This window comes from Amycolatopsis sp. cg9 (genome assembly GCF_041346945.1).
In the GTDB taxonomy this organism is placed as follows: Bacteria; Actinomycetota; Actinomycetes; order Mycobacteriales; family Pseudonocardiaceae; genus Amycolatopsis.
In genome coordinates, this window is the sequence record NZ_CP166850.1 from 10,088,980 (window position 1) to 10,107,422 (window position 18,443).

Here is an 18,443-nt window from a genome sequence, read left to right on the forward strand (position 1 = left end):
GGGTCGGACGCGAGCTCAACCGCAGCGGAAGTGGACCCGCGTCGTCGTCCGGCCCGGGATCCAGTACGTCCGGACCAGGTCGGCCAGCCGGTTCACCAGCAGCAGGCCGCGCCCGCCCGGCGTCGACGCGGGCGGCGGGATGCGACCGGCCAGCGGGTCGGTGATGGTGCCGGCGTCGGTCACCTCGCCGACCACCTCGTCCGGCGGCGCCCAGAGCCGCAGGACGCCGGTGCCGCCGCCGTAGAGCACGCTGTTCGTCGTCAGCTCGGCGATCGCCAGGGCGAAGTCGTCTCGCCGCGGCCGGCGCAGGCCGTGCCGGGCCGCCCAGATCTCCGCGTAGCCGCGCAGCGACGCCAGCTGGGCGATGTCGAACGAGTGCTCCACCGCGCCCGGCGGGGGCTCCAGCGGGCGCCTCAGCTCCGCGCGGACGCCTTCGGGGTCGAAGCGCGGGCTTTCGAACGGGCCCGCCGGTCCCCACAGCTCGGCGTGGGTGCGCTCGGCGTCGGCCAGCATCGACGGGGCCAGCGCCGCGACGTCGTACGGGCACAGCACCGCCAGGTCGCGGTCCGCGAACGCGCGGTTGAGCAGGGCCTCGTGCTCCACGCACGCCAGGTATTCGGCGTCGGTGCGGCCGGCCCAGACGGGCTCGCCGACGATCCGCACCGGGCCGGCGTGCTCGGCGGGCAACATCGACGGCAGGATGGCGGCGGGGTTGCGGCCCGCTCGGCTCAAGTCGATCAGCCGGACTTCGCCGGCCCGGCGGTCCAGGGCCTTCTCGACGAGCAGGAGGTTGCGCCCGGGAACGGCGACGACCACCGGCTCACCGCGGTCGAGGCCTTCGAGCAAGAACGGAACGACACCGTCGAGGTACTCAGCGTCACCACGGTAGAAAAGTGCGCGATGCCGGAGCGGTCCGAGGGCATCTGCCACGCGGGAGCAATACCCACCCGGTCACCCCGTCAAACGCCCCCGGACGACGGGTCTTCACTCCACCCAACGGCCGACGACCGAGATCAGCCAGAAGCCGACCAGGGTCGCGAGCGCGAACAGGACCACCCAGTTGACCAGCTGACGTCGCTCGGTCGCACCACGAGCCTGCCACAGCCCGTAACCGCCCACGAGGAACAGCGGCACCGGGATCAGCGGCAACGGCGACAGCCGGGACACCACGGCCACGACGCACGTACCGGTGCACACCGCCAGCACGCCCATCAGAACGCGGTTGAGCCACGGGTACCGCTCGAAGACCGACGCGATCACGCGTTCGCTCAGCTCGCGGAACCCGAGGACCGGCCCCGCGGCCACCGGTTCGGTGGCCGGGGCCGGTGGCGGCGGCGCTTGCACGCCACCACCGGGGGTGGTGCCCCCGGTACCCGGGAAAGAGTCAGCAGTCATTCAGCTTTTCCTGTCGGTCTCCGGGCCCGGAGTGGCCCGGAGACGGCCGGCGTCAGGCCGACTTTTCGCCGCGCTCGCTGCGCGCGCGCCGAGTCGGCTGCCGGGCGACGATCGTCGGGTTCACGTTCTCCCGGACGGTCTGCTCGGTGATGACGACCTTCGCCACGTCGTCGCGGCTCGGGATGTCGTACATGACCGGCTGCAGCACCTCTTCCATGATGGCGCGCAGCCCGCGGGCACCCGTACCCCGCAGGACCGCCTGGTCGGCGATGGCCTCGAGCGCGGTCTTGGTGAACTCGAGCTCGACGTTGTCCATCTCGAAGAGCTTCTTGTACTGCTTCACCAGTGCGTTGCGCGGCTGGGTCAGGATGTTGACCAGCGAGTCCTTGTCCAGGTGGTTCACCGTCGCCACGACCGGGAGGCGGCCGATGAACTCCGGGATCAGCCCGAACTTGATCAGGTCCTCGGGCATGGTGTCGGAGAAGACGTCGCTCTCCTCGATCTCGGACTTGGTGCGGATCTCCGCGCCGAAGCCGAGGCCGCGCTTGCCGACCCGCTCGTTGATGATCTTCTCCAGCCCGGCGAACGCGCCGGCCACGATGAACAGCACGTTCGTCGTGTCGATCTGGATGAACTCCTGGTGCGGGTGCTTGCGGCCGCCCTGCGGCGGGACCGAAGCGGTGGTGCCCTCGAGGATCTTCAGCAGCGCCTGCTGGACGCCCTCGCCGGACACGTCCCGGGTGATCGACGGGTTCTCGCTCTTCCGGGCGATCTTGTCGACCTCGTCGATGTAGATGATCCCGGTCTCGGCCCGCTTGACGTCGTAGTCCGCCGCCTGGATGAGCTTGAGCAGGATGTTTTCGACGTCCTCGCCGACGTACCCGGCCTCGGTGAGCGCCGTGGCGTCCGCGATGGCGAACGGCACGTTCAGCAGCTTCGCCAGGGTCTGCGCGAGGTAGGTCTTGCCGCACCCGGTGGGGCCGAGCATCAGGATGTTCGACTTCGCGAGCTCGACCGACTCCTCCTTGGAGTCCTTCGGGCCGGCCTTGTCGTCCGCCTGGATCCGCTTGTAGTGGTTGTAGACCGCTACCGCGAGCGTCCGCTTGGCGTCTTCCTGACCGATGATGTACTGCTCGAGGAACTCGTGGATGTCGGCGGGCTTGGGCAGCTCGTCGAGCTTGACGTCGCCGGCCTCGGCCAGCTCCTCCTCGATGATCTCATTGCAGAGGTCGATGCACTCATCGCAGATGTAGACCCCGGGGCCGGCAATGAGCTTCTTCACCTGCTTCTGGCTCTTCCCGCAGAAAGAACACTTCAGCAGGTCTCCGCCGTCACCGATCCGTGCCATGGCCGTTGACCTCGTCCCCTCCGGCGCGGGTTTCCGCGCCTGACGTGTGTTGCGACGGTGCGACCCCCCGGCCACGGACGACCGGGCGGAGCCTCACGCATTGCCACTGACGGTACCCGTCCGATGCCGTGAGCGGGAACACCCACAGCAGCCGGGAGCACGTCAGAGGACGACCCTAAACCAGGATGCCGGTGTGTGTCGTCTTCTCGACACACACCGGCCTGGCGGATCTACAGCGCCGACGCCTTCCGGTACGGCAGCACCTCGTCGATGATGCCGTACGCCTTGGCTTCGTCGGCGGTCAGGATCTTGTCCCGCTCGATGTCGGTCCGGATCTGGTCCGGGTCCTTGTTCGTGTGCTTCGCCAGGATGACCTCCATCTGGCGCCGCACCCGCTGGATCTCATTCGCCTGGATCTCCAGGTCCGAGACCTGCCCGTACGTGCCCTCGGTGGCCGGCTGGTGGATCAGCACGCGCGAGTTCGGCAGCGCGTAGCGCTTGCCCGGCGTACCGGCCGCCAGCAGCACCGCGGCGGCCGACGCGGCCTGGCCGAGGCAGTACGTCTGGATGTCCGGGCGGACGAACTGCATGGTGTCGTAGATCGCCATCAGCGAGGTGAACGAGCCACCCGGCGAGTTGATGTAGACCAGGATGTCGCGGTCCGGGTCCTCGTGCTCGAGGTGCAGCAGCTGGGCCATCACGTCGTTGGCCGACGCGTCGTCCACCTGCACGCCGAGGAAGATGACGCGCTCTTCGTACAGCTTGTTGTACGGGTTCGACTCCTTGACGCCGTAGCTGGTGCGCTCGACGTACGACGGGAGGATGTACCGCGACTGGGGGACGCTCGGGGCCCGGAAGTCACCCGGGAGCCTGAAGTTGCTCATGTGAGTCTCCTTGGTGCTTCGGCTCAGTTCGAGCCCGGACGGGCGATGTCGGCGGTGAGGACGTGGTCCACGAACCCGTAGTCCTTCGCCTCCTGCGCCGTGAACCAGCGGTCGCGGTCGCCGTCCTTGATGATCTGCTCGACCGTCTGGCCGGTCTGGTCCGCGGTGATCCGGGCCAGCTCCTGCTTCCACTTGTTGAACAGGTCCGCCTGGATCGCGATGTCCGACGCCGTGCCGCCGACCCCTGCCGACGGCTGGTGCATCAGGATGCGCGCGTGGGGCAGCGCGTAGCGCTTGCCCGGCGTGCCCGAGGAGAGCAGGAACTGCCCCATCGAGGCCGCCATGCCCATCGCGTAGGTCGCGACGTCGGGGCGGATCAGCTGCATGGTGTCGTAGATCGCGAACCCGGCGGTGACCGAACCGCCCGGCGAGTTGATGTAGAAGCGGATGTCGGACTCGGCGTCGTCGGCGTCGAGCAGCAACAGCTGCGCGGTGATCCGGTTGGCGATCTCGTCGTTGACCTCGGAACCGAGGACGACGATGCGCTCCTGGAGCAACCGCTCGAACACCGAGTCGGTGAGGGTGAGCCCTGCGGTGCCGGTCCGCGCCTCGGGCGTGTGCTGCGTCACGTCTGCCTGCCTTTTCGCCGGCGGTGGCCCGGTGCTGACGGCCACCGCTGTCGTTTCAGATGCTTGAGATCTTGTATCCGACCCTAACGAACTTGGGCGGTGCAGAATGCCTGACACCGCCCAAGTTCGCTCACAGCTTCACTCCGCCGGAGTCTTCGCCGTTTCGTCGGTGACCTGCGTCTCCTGGGTTGCCTCGTCGGCGGCCGGCTCGTCCGAGCCGAACAGCTCCGAGAGGTCGACCGCGGCGCCGGAGCCGTCGGTCACGGTGGCCTTGCGGACCACCGAGGCCAGGGCCTTGCCGCGCCGGACGTCGGCGTAGATCGCGGTCAGCTGACCCGACTGCTGGGCACGCTGGACGTACTCGTCCGGGCTGATGCCGAAGCGCTGGGCCTGGTAGATGATCCGCTCGGTGAGCTCCCCGTCGTTGACCGAGACCTCTTCCTTGTCGGCGATGGTGTCCAGCAGCAGCTGCGTGCGGACGGCCTTCTCCGACTCGGTGCGGGTCTCGGTGTCGAACTCTTCGAGGGTGCGGCCCTCGGCCTCGAGGGCCTGGGCGAACTGGGCCTCGTCGTGGTCGAACGGGTGGATCGCGTCGTGCTTGCGGTTCTCGATCTCGGCGTCGAGGACCTTCTCCGGGATCGGCACCTCGGTGCGCTCCAGGAGCTCGTCGAGCACCTTGTCGCGGGCCTGGACGCCCTGCTGCATCTTCTTGACGCGGCTCAGGCGCTCGCGGAGGTCGCCCTTGAGCTCCTCGATGGTGTCGAACTCGCTCGCCATCTGGGCGAACTCGTCGTCCGCCTCGGGCAGCTCGCGCTGCTTGACCGTCTGGACCGTCACGGTCACCTCGGCGTCCTTGCCGGCGTGCTCCCCGGCGACGAGCTGGGTGGTGAACGTCTTGGTCTCGCCGGCGTTCGCGCCCACGATGGCCTCGTCGATGCCGTCGACGAGCTGGCCGGAGCCGATCTCGTAGGACAGCCCCGTGGTGCTCGCCTCCTCGACGGTCTCGCCGTCGACGGTCGCGGACAGGTCGATCGAGACGAAGTCGCCGGTCTCGGCCGGGCGCTCGACGCCGGTCAGCGTGCCGAAGCGGGCGCGCAGCTCGTCGAGCTGCTCGTCGACCTCGGCGTCGGTCAGCTCGACGTCGTCGACGGTGACCGCGAAGCCTTCGAGGTCGGGCAGCTCGATCTCCGGGCGCACGTCGACCTCGGCGGTGAACTCCAGGACGTCGCGGTCCTCGAGCTTGGTCACGTCGAACTCGGGGTTGCCGAGCGTGCGGACCTCGTTCTCGCGGACGGCCTCGATGTACTTGGCCGGGATGGCCTCGTTGACGACCTCGTCGAGCACCGGGCCGCGCCCGATCCGGCTTTCCAGGACGCGAGCGGGCGCCTTGCCGGGCCGGAAGCCCGGGATGCGCACCTGCTGGGCGATCTTGCGGTAGGCGCGGTCGAAGTTCGGCTTGAGCTCGTCGAACGGCACCTCGACATTGATCTTGACTCGCGTCGGGCTCAGCTGCTCGACGGTGCTCTTCAAGGTCTTCTCCTCGAGCGGTAACGATTGTGTAGGACAATCCTGCGGAAATGGCCCCGGTCACCTGCAGACCGGGACGTCCGAGTCTAGGCCAGTGGCCCGCGCCGCCGGGCCGGGGGCCACCTGCGGCGTCAGGACCCGAGCATCCGGCCGATCACCCAGCGCATCTGGCCGCTCGCGTGCTCGGCCGAGCCGCTGGGCTGCACCAGGTGGGACAGCAGCAACCGGACGAACGCTTCGACCGCGACCGCCCACTCCGACGGGGTCAGCCGGACCTGGGGGTAGGCGCGCGCGAACAGCGCGGCGACGGTGTCGACGGCCCGGCCGAGCACCGCTTCGGGCTGCGAGGTGAGCAGCGGGAGGAAGTCGTCGCGACCGCCCTGCGCGCCCCCGAGCGCGATCTCGACCAGCGGGTTGGCGCGGGCGGCTTCGAGGGTGTGCCGGAAGGCCGCGGTGACGCCGTCGACCGGGTCGTCCGGGTGCGCGGCGACGTCGGCGTTCACGCGGGCGACGAAGCGGTCGGTCTCGGCGAGCATCAGCGCCTCGGCGAGCTCGGCCTTGGAACCGAGTTCGTTGTAGACGGTCTGCCTGCTGACGCCGACGTGCGCGGCCAGCTTCCCCATCGTCACGGCGGCCCAGCCGTCCGCGGCGATGACGTCCGCGGCCGCGGCCAGCAGCCGTTCCCGGGTGCGTGCCGGGGCGGGGTGGGTGACGGCCTTCACAGCGCGAGCTTACCCACCGCTAACGTTCTGCTGGCGGGCACCTTTTTTCGGAGCCTGCCAGAACGTTTACAAACCACTCCGGGTTGTCTACGGTGACTCCCGCCTCGCCAGGAGCTTCTCGACCGAGGAGACCGTTCGATGCCCGTCGTCGACACCCCGCCGCGCGGCACCGGGACGTCGTCGCCGGTGCCGTCCCGCGCGGTGCCGTCGCCCCGCATCCCGCTCCCCCGCGCGTCGGTGCCGACGCTCCTGCTGTTCGTCGGCGGCGCCGCGCTGTGGGTCACCGCGACCTGGCTGCTGCTGGGCGGGATCGCGCCGCCGGTGTTCACCGTGCCGCTGCACGCGATCGTCACGTTCACGATGTTCACCGTGGTGCACGAGTCGGCGCACCACGCGGCCGGGAAGCTGACGTGGGTCAACGAGGTGCTCGGCCGGCTCGCGATGCCGTTCGTCGCCGCCTACGCGTCGTTCCCGCTGCTGCGCTTCATCCACAGCGAACACCACCGCAACACCAACGCGGACTCGCGCACCGACCCGGACGCGTGGACGTCGCAGGGTGCCTGGTGGTCGCTGCCGTTCCGGTGGCTGACCATCGACTTCTGGTACGCGCGGTTCTACACCGCCCGCGCCCGGACCCGGCCGCCGCAGGAGCGCGCGGAGACGGTCGTCGCGCTGGCGCTCGCGTTCGCCGCGGCCGCGGCGCTGATCGCCTGCGGCCACGGCGTCGAGCTGCTGCTGGGTTACGTGCTGCCGCAGCGGCTCGGGCTGGCCGTGCTGGCGTGGTGGTTCGACTGGCTGCCGCACCACGGGCTGCCCGCCGCGAAGCCCCGCGACAAGTTCGGCACCACGCGGGTGCGGGTGGGGCTGGAGTGGCTGATGACGCCGATGATGCTGTACCAGAACTACCACCTGGTGCACCACCTGCACCCCGCCGTGCCGTTCTACCGCTACCTGCGCGCGTGGAAGGACAACCGCGAGGCGTACCTGGCCCGCGACGTCCCGATCACCACGGCGTGGGGCCGCGAGCTGACCGCGGCGGAGTACCGCGCGTGGCGGCGGCTGGCGTGCGACCTCGGCGGTGAACCGGCCCCGGCGCCACCGCCGCTCGGGCCGAGCCGCTTCCACCGGCTGCGGGTGCGCGAGGTCCGGCCGCTGACCGCGGACGCCGTCGCGATCACCTTCTACGTCCCCCCGCAGCTCCGGGAGGAGTTCCGCTTCACCCCCGGCCAGCACGTGGCGGTCCGCGCGGTGCTCGACGGGCAGCCGGTCCGGCGGACGTACTCGATCTGCGCGCCGGCGGAGTCCGGGGAGCTGCGGATCGCGGTGAAGCGGCGCCCGGGCGGCGCGTTCTCGAGCCACGCGACCACGGCACTGGCCGAGGGCGACTTCCTCGACGTCCTGCCGCCGTCGGGTGGGTTCACGCACACCCCGGATCCGTCGCGGGCCGCGCACTACGTGGCGCTGGCGGCGGGCAGCGGGATCACGCCGGTGCTGTCCATCCTGGTCAGCACCCTGTCGGCGGAGCCGCACAGCAAGGCGACGCTGCTGTACGTGAACACGTCGGGTGCGACGACGCTGTTCGCGCGGGAGCTGAGCGCGCTGGCCGAGGGCTTCGGCGGCCGCCTGCACGTCGTCCACTACCGCACCGACGAGCGCGACCCGGACCTGCACGCGCACCGGCCGCGCCAGTTCGACGTGATCGGCGAAGCACTGGCCATTTCGCACGAGCGCTACCAGCGCGGCCGCCTCGACGCCACCCGGCTGCGCGCCCTCCTGCAGAACCGCCTCCACCCGGCGAAGGTCGACGAGTGGTTCCTGTGCGGCCCGCGGGGTCTCACGGACCTGGCCCGCCGCACGCTGGCGGACGCGGACGTCCCGGAGGAGAACGTCCACTTCGAACTGTTCCGCGGCGCGGCACCGCTGCGCGACCCGGCGGGCGCGGCGGCGACGGTGGCGGTGACCCTGGGCGGCACGACCACGCCGGTCCCGGCCGCCGCCGGCGAGACGGTCCTGGACGCGGCCCTGCGCGCCGGGTTCGAGGTCCCGTACTCCTGCCAGGGCGGCGCGTGCGGCACGTGCCAGGCGACGCTCCTGCACGGGCAGGTGGACATGGACGTCCGGTACGCGCTGACGGTGAGCGACGTGGCAGCAGGCCGGATCCTGACCTGCCGGGCCCGGGCGACGACCCCGGAGGTCGCGGTCGACTACGACCGCCGCTGACCCGCCCCCCAAGCGCCCCAATGTGGCGTTGGGTGCGCTGGACGCACCCAATGTGGCGTTCGGTGCGCTGGACGCAACCAACGCCACATTGGGGTGCTCGGGTCCTGCGGTCAGCCGGTCTGGGCGGGCGCGCCGGTCGGCGGTGTTCCCTGGCCGCCGCCCGGCTGGGCGCCCGTCTGGCCTTCCGTCACCGACGTGGCCGTGGCCGTGTCGCCCGACTCCGTCGCCACCACCGTGATCGTGTCGCCCGTCGCCAGGCCGGTCGCCTGCGCCGACGTGATCGTGTAGGTCTTCGAGAACCCGTCGTCGCTCTTCGCCGTCAGCGACGTCGCGCTCAGCTCCGTCACCTCGCCCGTCTGCATGATCTTCGTGACGTAGCCGCCGTTCCCGTCGGAGGACACGTACTCGCCGTGCAGGGCCGAACCGAGGCCGCCGCTGCCGCCCGGGCCGCCGTTCATGCCACCGGGGCTCGTGGCCGTGCCGGTCGACGCCGAGGACGACGAAGCGGCCCAGACCGCCGCTCCCCCGCCGGCCACGATCACCGCCGCGACGGCGCCCGCCGCGATCTTCTTGCCCGGGGACCAGCTCGCCCGCGGCGGCGTGCCCGGTGCGGGCGCGGCGCCCCACGTCTGGTCCGGTGTGGACGGTGCCTGCGGTGTGGTCATGGTGTTGCTCCTTAACGAGATCCTTCGGTGCGGTCCACGGTGGGGCCCGTCGCTGTGCGCGGACTGTGCCCGCCGTCAGCCGTTCCTGTGACCGGAGGAATCGGGCACCCGCCACCGCACAGCCGCCTCACAGGCAGCACACAACCCGCACACACGGCCCGGCCGGACGCTGAACCCATGGCCGCGCGAACCGTCTCGTCACGCCCCCACCGGGGGCGGCTTTCGCTGCGCGCGAAGCTGACCGGGTCGATGGTCGTGCTGCTCACCGTGGTGTGCCTGATCGTCGGCGTCGTCAGCGAGTTCGCGCTCGACCTCTTCCTCACCCGCCAGATCGACCAGCAGCTGTCCGCCGCGGCGGCCCGTTCCCTCGCCTTCGCGAGCGACACGCGCCCGCAGGACGCCGGCCCGCGGCCCGACGACCAGGGCCAGCACCCGCTCGGGCAGAACGTCGGCACGGTGAGCGGCACCTTCGACGGGCAGCTGCTCGTCCACGACGACAGCATCTCCGAACACGGCGAGCGCCTGGAGCTCACGGCGGCCCAGCAGGCCGTCATGCTCTCGGTGCCCGCCGACGGCAAGCCGCACACGGTGTCCTTCGCCGACCTCGGCGAGTACCGGCTGATGGCGCTGAAGGTCACCGGGACCGGCGAGGTCGTGGTCACCGGCCTGCCGCTGGCGCCGGTCACCGCCACGCTGGTCACCGTCGGGCTGATCCTGTTCGGCGTCGCCGCCGCCGGTGTGCTCGGCGCGGCGTTCCTCGGCGCGTTCGCGGTCCGCCGCACGCTGCGCCCGCTCGAGCGCGTCGCGGCCACCGCCGGGCGCGTCACCGAGCTGCCGCTCGACCGCGGCCAGGTGGCGCTGTCCATCCGCGTTCCCGAGTCCGACACCGACCCGCGCACCGAGGTCGGGCAGGTCGGCTCGGCGCTCAACCTCATGCTCGGCCACGTCGCGCAGGCCCTCGAAGCCCGGCACGACAGCGAGATCCGCGTCCGGCAGTTCGTCGCGGACGCCAGCCACGAGCTGCGGACGCCACTGGCCGCCATCCGCGGGTACGCCGAGCTGGCCGCCCGCGGCAGCGCGCTGGTGCCGCCCGACGTGGCGCACTCGATGGGCCGGATCCAGTCCGAAGCCGTCCGGATGTCGGCGCTCGTCGAGGACCTGCTCCTGCTCGCGCGGCTCGACGCGGGCCGCCCGCTCGACGTCCGAGAGGTCGACCTCACCCGCCTGGTCGCCGACGCGGTCGGCGATGCCCGGGTCGCCGGCCGCGGCCACCGCTGGCTCCTGGAGCTGCCGCCGGACCCCGTCCTCGTGCACGGCGACGTCCAGCGCCTGCACCAGGTGCTGGCGAACCTGCTGGCCAACGCGCGCACGCACACGCCACCCGGCACCACGGTGGTGACGGCGCTGGCCCGCACGAAGGGCACCCACGACGCCGTGCTCACGGTGACCGACGACGGCCCCGGCATCGACCGGGACCTGCTCCCGGAGGTCTTCGAGCGGTTCGCGCGCGGCGACTCGTCGCGCTCCCGCACGGCCGGCAGCACCGGGCTCGGCCTGGCTATCGCGTCCGCCGTCGTGGTCGCCCACCACGGCACCATCGAGGTGCACAGCCGTCCCGGGCGGACCGAGTTCGCGGTGCGGCTGCCCGTGGCCGTGCCCGCACAGCGAGCGCACAGCATCGGCACAACCCGGCCCCAGCTCGGCACCGGAAGCTGATCCCATGACCGCTGTGACATCCGGGGCTTCGCCCCGGGCCGGGGGCTCCGCCTCCCGGAGCCCCCGAAAAGGCGCCGATGTGGCGTCACGCGAAACCGTCGTGGCCCCTCCCGTACCCGCCCGCTCCACCTGGCACCGGCCCGCCCTGGCCGTCCTCCTGCTCGGCACGGCCGTGCTGTACCTGTGGGGCCTGGGCGCGTCCGGCTGGGCCAACGCCTTCTACTCGGCGGCCGCCCAGGCGGGTTCGCAGAGCTGGAAGGCGCTGTTCTTCGGCTCCAGCGACGCGGCGAACGCGATCACGGTCGACAAGACCCCGGCCGCGCTGTGGGTGCTGGGCCTGTCGGTCCGGCTGTTCGGCGTCAACGCGTGGAGCGTCCTGGTGCCGCAGGCGCTGATGGGCGTCGGCTCGGTCTGGCTGCTGCACGCGACGGTCCGCCGGACGTCCGGCCCGGCCGCGGGCCTGGTCGCCGGGCTCGTGCTGGCCCTGACCCCGGCCGCCGCGCTGATGTTCCGCTTCAACAACCCGGACGCGCTGCTGGTGCTGCTCCTGGTCGCGGCCGCGTACTGCGTGGTCCGCGCGCTCGAACGGGCGAACCCGCGCTGGCTCGCGCTGGCGGGCGTGGCGGTCGGGTTCGGGTTCCTGGCGAAGATGCTGCAGGCGTTCCTGGTGCTCCCGGCGTTCGCGCTGGCGTACCTGATCGCGGCGCCGGTGCCGCTCGGCAAGCGGCTGCTGCACCTGCTGGGCGCCCTCGTCTCGACGGTGGCCGCCGCGGGCTGGTACCTCCTGGTGGTCGCCCTGTGGCCGGCGGCCGACCGCCCGTTCATCGGCGGCTCCCAGACCAACTCGTTGTGGGAACTGGTCTTCGGCTACAACGGCTTCGGCCGCATCACGGGCGACGAGGTCGGCAGCGTCGGCGGCGGCGCCGGCCGCGGCTGGGGTTCGACCGGCCTGACCAGGCTGTTCGGCAGCGAGATGGCGGGCGGCATCGCGTGGCTGCTGCCGGCGGCGCTGCTGGCGTTGGGTGCGGGTCTGTGGTTCACCCGCCGCGCCCCGCGCACGGACCGCTCCCGCGCGGCGCTGGTTCTCTGGGGCGGCTGGCTCCTGGTGACGGCCCTGGTGTTCAGCTACATGGGCGGCATCATCCACCCGTACTACACGGTGGCGCTGGCCCCGCCGATCGCGGCACTGGTCGGCACGGCGGCGGTCCAGCTGTGGCGCCTGCGTTCGAACCCGGCGGCATCGGGCCTGTTGAGCGGCGGCGTAGCCCTGACGGCGTTGACGGCGTACTTGGTGCTGTCTGGCTCGACGTGGCAGCCGTGGCTGGCCCCGGCGATCCTGGTGGGCGGCCTGCTGGCAGCGGTGGCCCTGTTCTTCGCGGCCCACTTGACCCGCCGGGCGGCTTCGGCGGTCGCCGTCTTGGCCCTCGTCGTGACGTTGTCGGGCACCGGCGCGTACACGCTCGCGACGGCATCGGTGACGCACAGCGGCGCAATCCCGTCCGCAGGCCCATCCTCGGGCTTCGGCGGCCGAGGCCCCGGCGGCGCCTTCGCCGGCGGCGGTCGTGGCGGCGGCCCGGGATCGCTGCTGAGCACGACCATGCCGGGCGCTTCCCTGACGGCGTTGCTGCAGAAGGACGCCTCCCGGTACACGTGGACAGCGGCAACGGTGCTGTCCAACGCGGCAGCGGGCTACCAGCTGGCGAGCGGAGCGCCGGTGATGGCGGTGGGCGGGTTCAACGGGACGGACCCGTATCCGACGCTGGCGCAGTTCCAGCAGTACGTGGCCGCGGGACGGATCCACTACTTCCTGGGCGAAGGCATGACGATGCAGGGCAGCAGCGGCTCGGACGCGGCCGAGCAGATCGCCGAGTGGGTGGCCGAGAACTACACAGCGTCCACCGTGGATGGGGTCACCGTCTACGACCTGATCTCGATCGGCTGAACAATCCGGTAACCGATGCCCCGCAGACTGGATATCTCCGATCGTTCGTGCCAAACTCCGGCCTTCTCCGCGACCAGCGGAGAACGCCAGACTCTCGACCGGGCCGGGACCCGTTCTTCGGGCGCATGGCTGGCGCCCGAACGACAGGAGTCCTCAACGGTGAGTCGATACTTCGTGCGACCGGTCCGGCGCGACGACATCGAGCTGCTCAGCGAAAAGTTCGGCGACCGGCACTTCCTCGAGGACCGGCTGATCCGGCAGACGAACGGTCTCGGCGTGCTGTTCACAGCGTGGTCCGGCGACGTCCCGGCCGGGCTGCTCTACCTCTGGCTCGAACCAGCCGAGGAGCCGGAGATCGCTGCCGCGCTGCCGGAGGTGGCACTGCTCACCCATCTGGAAGTTCTGCCGTCGCTGCGCAGTCAAGGTATCGGCAGCGAGTTGATGGACCACGCCGAGCGCTATCTCGAGGCCCGTGGCCACGAACAGGTCGCGCTGGCGGTCCACGAAGACAACACCCGCGCGGCCGCGCTGTATTACAGGCTCGGCTACCGGGACTGGAACGCCGGCAAGATCGTTTGCTACACCTACGAGGTCCAACCGGACGGCAGCGTCGTCCGCGAGCCGGAGAAGTGCTACGTGCTCGTGAAGTACCTCAACCCCGCATAGCCGCACGAGGCCGCGACGGGCGGCGCTTCGGCGGGGTGCCGATCCGGCCGTCGACACCGGGCTGAGCGAGGTGGGCGACACCCAGCGCGGCCAAGGCGTGATCGACGCCGAAACCCGAGCGGCGGTCCCGGCGGAGGTCACCGACGTGCCGGCGCCAGCGCACGGTGTCCTTCTGCCAAGCACGCAGGTACCGCACGCACAACTCCGGCGTGATGTGGTGGTTGCGGCCGATCGCGGCTTTGAGCGAGGCGATCATCCGCGCCTTCTGCGCGGGTTCGATCTCCGCCGCTTGGACCCGTTTGATGGTCGTCATGATGACGTCGCGCCGAGCGGGGAGGAACTCGCGCCAATAACCTTCACCGGCGTCAGGTAGTCCCAAACCGTTGTCCAGCAGCGCGTAGACGCCTTCGGCGAGCGTGTCGCCCAGTTCCTCGCCACGGGCTCGCGAAGCGTCGCGGTACGGGTCATAAGGGTGCTGGATCGCCGACCCCACAACCGCCGTCGACCGCAGTGTCAGGCCGTCCAGGAGGAAAAACCAGTCCTCGTTGTAGATGTTGGGGAAGAACGACTCGAACGCGGCCTCGCCGACGACGAGCGCACCCCCGCCGATGAACGTGTCCTGAGCGACACCCACGTCGCGAAGTGCGTGACAGACGACTGAGTTGTCCGGCATACCGGCGTTGGCGAGACCGACGACCGGGTGGCTGGTGAGCAATCCGGCCGCGGCTTTGAGGTCGCCCGGGTCGGGCAGGACGATGTCGTCATCGAGGAAGAGGACCTGACGCCATCCGGCGACGATCGCGATGAGCAGGCCGAGGTTCCGTTTGAGGCTGGTGTCGACCGGACGGTGGAACCGGCCGGCGCGGAGCAGCTTGTCGGTACTGAACGTCGGGACGAGCGGTTCGGGAAGCAGGTCCACATCGATGGCCCGCACCCGGGCGCCGGACCGCTTCGCCTCCAGAGCCGCGCTCGAAGCACTGGCCCTCTTGCTGCACAACAACAGCAACGGTACATCGAGCTTCCGCGCCGCCACGATCGCCTCGGCGAGATACGCCGGCGGCCGTCCATTGGGCACGATGATCGCGTCCAGCGCGGCGGAGGGTGCCTCGACCGTTTCGATGTGGGTCAGCAGATCTTGGTGCGACTGATGCTGCCGGGCGTTCATCCAGCTTCGGGCCATTCGTGTAGGCGGTACTCGTCGATGCTCCAGTCGGGCGTCAGTCCCTTGCCGTCCACGACGAGGACGCGGCTGATGATGCTGAACAGCTCGTCGTCGCCGAACCGTCCTCGGACGTACGACTCGTTGCGGTCCCGGAACCGTTCGTCGGTGAGTGCTCTGACCGCACCCAGCGTGCCTCGCCCGTACATCCCATTGCACACGGTCACAGTGCGCTTCCGGTTGAACGGACTCACCCCTCGGTAGAAGTGCGCGACGTCTTCCAGCAGGTGACCGTTCTCATCGAGCTGGGGCTCGATGAGCCTCTCCCGGCCGTTCTCCTTGACCAGGAACCCGCCGTGTTCGGCGTCCGCCTGCCGACCGACTTGAGCTACCGGCAACTCGACCCGTTCGATCACATCGCGTGTCACGGAGTTCCAGTCGACACCCCCGAGCAGGATCAAGTGAGTGGTGTAGTGATCCGTGGTCAGCTCGTCGGCGGTGTGGAACGTGACCTTGTTACCGGGGTTCCGCGCTCGGATGTGGCCGAACAGCTCGATCAAGGCATCCGGGTCGGCGTACGTGTACAGGGAGACGAAGTCAGCGCTTTCCGGGTCCGTGTAGGGGAGGGACTTCCGGAACTTTTCCGGGAACGGCGCGCAAACTATGGTGACGTCCTGGTCCTTGGGGAAGGTCCAGAGGTCGGCCACGGTCTCGGCTTCGGTCTCGGTGCCGTCACGAAGCCACAGCAGCTCGGCGAGCAACTCCTTCCGCTGGACGCGCTCTTCGTCCGTCAGCTCTTCGAGAGACAGGACCTGAACACGCCCACCGTCGAGGGAGCGCCGTGTCGCGAAGAGCGTCGCGTACGCCTCGAGCCGTCGAGCGGGCGGGCGGACGGGTTTGTCGGCGTTTTCCCACGACGAAATGAGGGAGATGCTGAGCGGCCTGTCGACGCCGAGCGCGTCGGCAAGCTGCGCCTGGGTGATGCCGGCTTCCGGCCAGTGCGTCTCCCGCAGCGCCCTCAATCGACGGGCGAGCGCGGGTCGGGGCGCGATCGGGGACACAACCTCGCCACCCTTCAGTAAATTTCAGCACTGCAAACGGGTGCGCTGATACTACTCCCCCTCGACGGGAAGGGCTGCGCCGCCTCGCCGAGTTGGCCTACAGCCACGTTACGGCTCACCAAAATGGCTGACATCAAACAAGTAACGGCAATCAACCCCGGTTGATCCAGGCTACCTCAGGTCCTACAGTGAAGTTGACTGAACTTCAGTTCATACCTGAAGGCAGGAGCCGGCCATGGACAGCTCAGGCGACATACCCCGGTACCGGACCATCGTGGCGGTCGACATCGAAGGCTCGACGACGCGGACGAACCCGGCCCGAGCCCAGCTCCGCACCGCCCTCTTCGAGCTGCTCGACGAGGCCTTCCTGACCGGCGGGATCACCAAGAAGTGCCGGGACGGCTTCGTCGACCGCGGCGACGGTGCGCTCTGCCTGATCCGCCCGGTCGACCAGGCACCCAAGCCCGTCCTGCTCGCCACCGTGGTGCCCGCGCTGTCCGAACTCGTCGAGAAGCACGCCGAGAGCCGGCCGGAACTGGCCTTCCGGCTGCGCGTCGCCGTACACGCCGGAGAGGTCCATTACGACTCTCGCGGACCCTACGGAGAGGACATCGACATCGCCTGCCGGTTGGTCGACGCCCCCGAGCTCAAGCGGCGGCTGCGTATCAGCGCCCGGCCCATCGCGCTCGTCGTTTCGGCGGAGATGCACCGGTCGGTCGTCCGGCACAGCTACCCGGGCATCCATCAGAACGACTTCATCCAAGTGGTGCACGTCAAAGTCGGTGCTCAACGGCTCCGCGGGTGGTTCCACACCCCAGAAGCGACCCAGGACGGAGAAGGTCTGACCGCTTAGGACCGCGAAGGAGGTGGGGATGATGGAACCGACGAGCTTCTGGGCCGGGCTGACCCCGGCGGACCAGCGGGCGCTGGCGGAGGCGGCCACACGGCGCTCCTACCGGCATGGCGAAATTGTGTGCCGCGAAGGCGACAGGTCGAGCGTCGTGCTGATTCTCCTCTCCGGGCAGGTGCGGATCCTCTACGGGACTCCGGAGGGGCGCGAGGTCGTGGTCGGAGTGCGCGGCGCTGGGGACGTCATCGGCGAGCTCGCCGCGATCGACGAACTGCCGCGGTCGGCGACAGTCCAGGCCCTCGAAGACCTCGATGTCCTCGAATTCACCGGAGGCCGGTTCGCCGGCCTGTGCCGGACGCGACCGAGGATCTCCTGGGCGCTGCTGCAGGTCCTGTCGGCCCGCCTGCGGTCCGTCGGCAGGCAATGGCTGGACGTCGGGGGCGGGGCCGCCGCGCGGCGGGTCGCCGCTCAGCTCGTGCAACTGGCGATCCAGCACGGCGTGGCACGTGGACGCGACATCGAGATCATTGTTCCGGCGACGCAGGCCGAGCTGGCGATGACCGCCGCGATCTCCCGCGAGTCCTGGGCGCGCGCGACGCGCGACCTACGGCGGCAAGGGGTGATCAGCACCGGCCGGAGACAAGTGACGATCCACCGCCTGGCCGAACTTCGACGTCTTGCGAGCTGAATCCCGCCTTCTGAGTCACCTGACACACAAGGCGCGGCATTTCGGAGGTTTCCTGGATCCACCGAGGAGGAGGGCACTCATGGACCCCAACACCACCGCCGCACCGCGCGGCAGCCGCTGGCGCCGCGGCGTCTACGCCGCCGGGCTCGTCATCCCCTTCACCGCGTCCCAGCTCTGGGCGCTGCTGGTGCTGCTGCGGCTCGCGCCGCTCGACGGTCTCGTCGGCCAGGCCATCGTGCTCGTCCTGCTCGGATCCGTCGCCGCGATCTGGGCGGGCTGGCGGTGGACCTGGCGACTCGGCAAGGACAAGGACCTCCAGCCCGCCCCCAAGACCCGGATCCCGACATGACGTCCGCGCCGGCGATCGTCGCGGCGATCGTGGCCGCCACCTGCGCCGGACGTCTCCTCAAGCACCTCGGCGGCGTCTTCCGCCGCCGCCCGACCGAAAGGAACACGGAGATGACCAGCAGGCAGCCCTCGTTCCCGCTGCGGGTTTACCACTGGCGGTGGGAGATCCTGGCCGTCACGCTGCTCCCCTACTGCGTCGTGACCTTCGCGCTGTGGGCGGGCCCGCTGTGGGCATCGCTGCTCCTGGCCGGCGCGCTCGGCTGGGCGGTGCTGCGCCGGCGCCAGGTCCGCGCGCGGTTCAAGGCGGTGGCGCTGCAGCACCGGCTGCGGGCGGTGTTCCCGCACCTGCGCCTCCCCGGCGGCCGGCCCACGATCCTGTGGAGCCGTCCCCGCGGCGGTGACATCGTCGTTTCGCTGTACGGACGCGAGGCCTTCGACCACCTGCACCGCCACCGCGCGGTCCTGGCGGCGGCGTGCTCGGTGCCGGAGGTCTACGTCGACCGCCACCCGCGGTACGCGAGCCTGGTGACGCTCACGATCAGCGCGGACGCGCCGAAGCGGGAGCCGGGCCGGGGTTCCTTGCCGAGCAACGTGGTGCCGCTGCGCGTCCACAGCTGAGGTGC

General features: G+C 70.5%; 18 protein-coding genes. 8 read left to right on the forward strand and 10 right to left on the reverse strand.

Annotation, left to right across the window (positions count from 1 at the left end; translation table 11 throughout):
• Positions 1 to 15: 15 nt before the first annotated feature.
• From AB5J73_RS46455 to AB5J73_RS46485, 7 genes are all read right to left on the reverse strand, one after another.
• Positions 16 to 930, reverse strand: a complete 915-nt coding sequence (locus AB5J73_RS46455) for an anti-sigma factor RsbA family regulatory protein (RefSeq protein WP_370966342.1) — start codon at positions 928 to 930, stop codon at positions 16 to 18.
• 54 nt (positions 931 to 984) lie between these two features.
• Positions 985 to 1,395 (reverse strand): hypothetical protein, encoded by a 411-nt coding sequence (locus tag AB5J73_RS46460; protein ID WP_370966344.1) that lies wholly within the window; start codon positions 1,393 to 1,395, stop codon positions 985 to 987.
• A gap of 52 nt (positions 1,396 to 1,447) precedes the next feature.
• Entirely contained in the window at positions 1,448 to 2,743 is a 1,296-nt protein-coding gene (gene clpX / locus AB5J73_RS46465; protein ID WP_004562779.1) for an ATP-dependent Clp protease ATP-binding subunit ClpX, read from the reverse strand.
• A 230-nt stretch (positions 2,744 to 2,973) separates the two neighbouring features.
• Positions 2,974 to 3,627 carry an ATP-dependent Clp protease proteolytic subunit gene (locus AB5J73_RS46470; protein WP_370966348.1) on the reverse strand — a complete coding sequence of 218 codons (654 nt, stop codon included), beginning with the start codon at positions 3,625 to 3,627 and terminating at the stop codon, positions 2,974 to 2,976.
• Between the two features lie 23 nt (positions 3,628 to 3,650).
• Positions 3,651 to 4,256 carry a ClpP family protease gene (locus AB5J73_RS46475; protein ID WP_206795316.1) on the reverse strand — a complete coding sequence of 202 codons (606 nt, stop codon included), beginning with the start codon at positions 4,254 to 4,256 and terminating at the stop codon, positions 3,651 to 3,653.
• Between the two features lie 138 nt (positions 4,257 to 4,394).
• A complete protein-coding gene (tig, locus tag AB5J73_RS46480) occupies positions 4,395 to 5,786 on the reverse strand; it encodes a trigger factor (RefSeq protein ID WP_370966350.1) in 1,392 nt (463 codons plus the stop codon).
• 128 nt (positions 5,787 to 5,914) lie between these two features.
• Positions 5,915 to 6,505: a TetR family transcriptional regulator gene (locus tag AB5J73_RS46485; protein ID WP_370966353.1), complete on the reverse strand. Its 591-nt coding sequence runs from the start codon at positions 6,503 to 6,505 to the stop codon at positions 5,915 to 5,917.
• Between the two features lie 138 nt (positions 6,506 to 6,643).
• Between AB5J73_RS46485 and AB5J73_RS46490 the strand changes: the two genes are divergently transcribed.
• Positions 6,644 to 8,725: a fatty acid desaturase gene (locus AB5J73_RS46490; protein WP_370966355.1), complete on the forward strand. Its 2,082-nt coding sequence runs from the start codon at positions 6,644 to 6,646 to the stop codon at positions 8,723 to 8,725.
• A 110-nt stretch (positions 8,726 to 8,835) separates the two neighbouring features.
• On the opposite strand, the gene AB5J73_RS46495 is transcribed toward AB5J73_RS46490, so the two are convergent.
• Positions 8,836 to 9,390 carry a hypothetical protein gene (locus tag AB5J73_RS46495; RefSeq protein WP_370966357.1) on the reverse strand — a complete coding sequence of 185 codons (555 nt, stop codon included), beginning with the start codon at positions 9,388 to 9,390 and terminating at the stop codon, positions 8,836 to 8,838.
• 177 nt (positions 9,391 to 9,567) lie between these two features.
• Here AB5J73_RS46495 and AB5J73_RS46500 point away from each other — a divergent pair, with 177 nt between their 5' ends.
• The 3 genes from AB5J73_RS46500 to AB5J73_RS46510 all read left to right on the forward strand — a co-directional run bounded on the left by AB5J73_RS46500 (position 9,568) and on the right by AB5J73_RS46510 (position 13,714).
• Positions 9,568 to 11,106 carry a sensor histidine kinase gene (locus AB5J73_RS46500; RefSeq protein ID WP_370966359.1) on the forward strand — a complete coding sequence of 513 codons (1,539 nt, stop codon included), beginning with the start codon at positions 9,568 to 9,570 and terminating at the stop codon, positions 11,104 to 11,106.
• 100 nt (positions 11,107 to 11,206) lie between these two features.
• Entirely contained in the window at positions 11,207 to 13,048 is a 1,842-nt protein-coding gene (locus AB5J73_RS46505; protein WP_370966361.1) for an ArnT family glycosyltransferase, read from the forward strand.
• A 15-nt stretch (positions 13,049 to 13,063) separates the two neighbouring features.
• Positions 13,064 to 13,714, forward strand: coding sequence for a GNAT family N-acetyltransferase (locus tag AB5J73_RS46510; protein ID WP_370966363.1), 651 nt, complete (start codon positions 13,064 to 13,066; stop codon positions 13,712 to 13,714).
• On the opposite strand, the gene AB5J73_RS46515 is transcribed toward AB5J73_RS46510, so the two are convergent.
• Together AB5J73_RS46515 and AB5J73_RS46520 are read right to left on the reverse strand one after the other, a co-directional pair.
• On the reverse strand, positions 13,701 to 14,879 hold the full coding sequence (locus AB5J73_RS46515) for a hypothetical protein (RefSeq protein WP_370966365.1): 1,179 nt from the start codon (positions 14,877 to 14,879) through the stop codon (positions 13,701 to 13,703). The two genes, AB5J73_RS46510 and AB5J73_RS46515, sit on opposite strands and share 14 nt — an antisense overlap.
• Complete coding sequence (locus tag AB5J73_RS46520) at positions 14,876 to 15,934, reverse strand: helix-turn-helix domain-containing protein (protein WP_370966367.1); 1,059 nt, start codon at positions 15,932 to 15,934, stop codon at positions 14,876 to 14,878. The genes AB5J73_RS46515 and AB5J73_RS46520 overlap by 4 nt, the downstream gene beginning before the upstream one ends.
• 235 nt (positions 15,935 to 16,169) lie before the next feature.
• Here AB5J73_RS46520 and AB5J73_RS46525 point away from each other — a divergent pair, with 235 nt between their 5' ends.
• The 4 genes from AB5J73_RS46525 to AB5J73_RS46540 all read left to right on the forward strand — a co-directional run bounded on the left by AB5J73_RS46525 (position 16,170) and on the right by AB5J73_RS46540 (position 18,438).
• Entirely contained in the window at positions 16,170 to 16,787 is a 618-nt protein-coding gene (locus AB5J73_RS46525; protein WP_370966369.1) for a hypothetical protein, read from the forward strand.
• A 19-nt stretch (positions 16,788 to 16,806) separates the two neighbouring features.
• On the forward strand, positions 16,807 to 17,472 hold the full coding sequence (locus AB5J73_RS46530; RefSeq protein WP_370966371.1) for a Crp/Fnr family transcriptional regulator: 666 nt from the start codon (positions 16,807 to 16,809) through the stop codon (positions 17,470 to 17,472).
• 79 nt (positions 17,473 to 17,551) lie between these two features.
• Positions 17,552 to 17,821, forward strand: coding sequence for a hypothetical protein (locus AB5J73_RS46535; protein WP_370966373.1), 270 nt, complete (start codon positions 17,552 to 17,554; stop codon positions 17,819 to 17,821).
• Positions 17,818 to 18,438, forward strand: a complete 621-nt coding sequence (locus AB5J73_RS46540) for a hypothetical protein (protein ID WP_370966375.1) — start codon at positions 17,818 to 17,820, stop codon at positions 18,436 to 18,438. Before AB5J73_RS46535 ends, AB5J73_RS46540 begins: the two co-directional genes overlap by 4 nt.
• Positions 18,439 to 18,443: the final 5 nt, after the last annotated feature.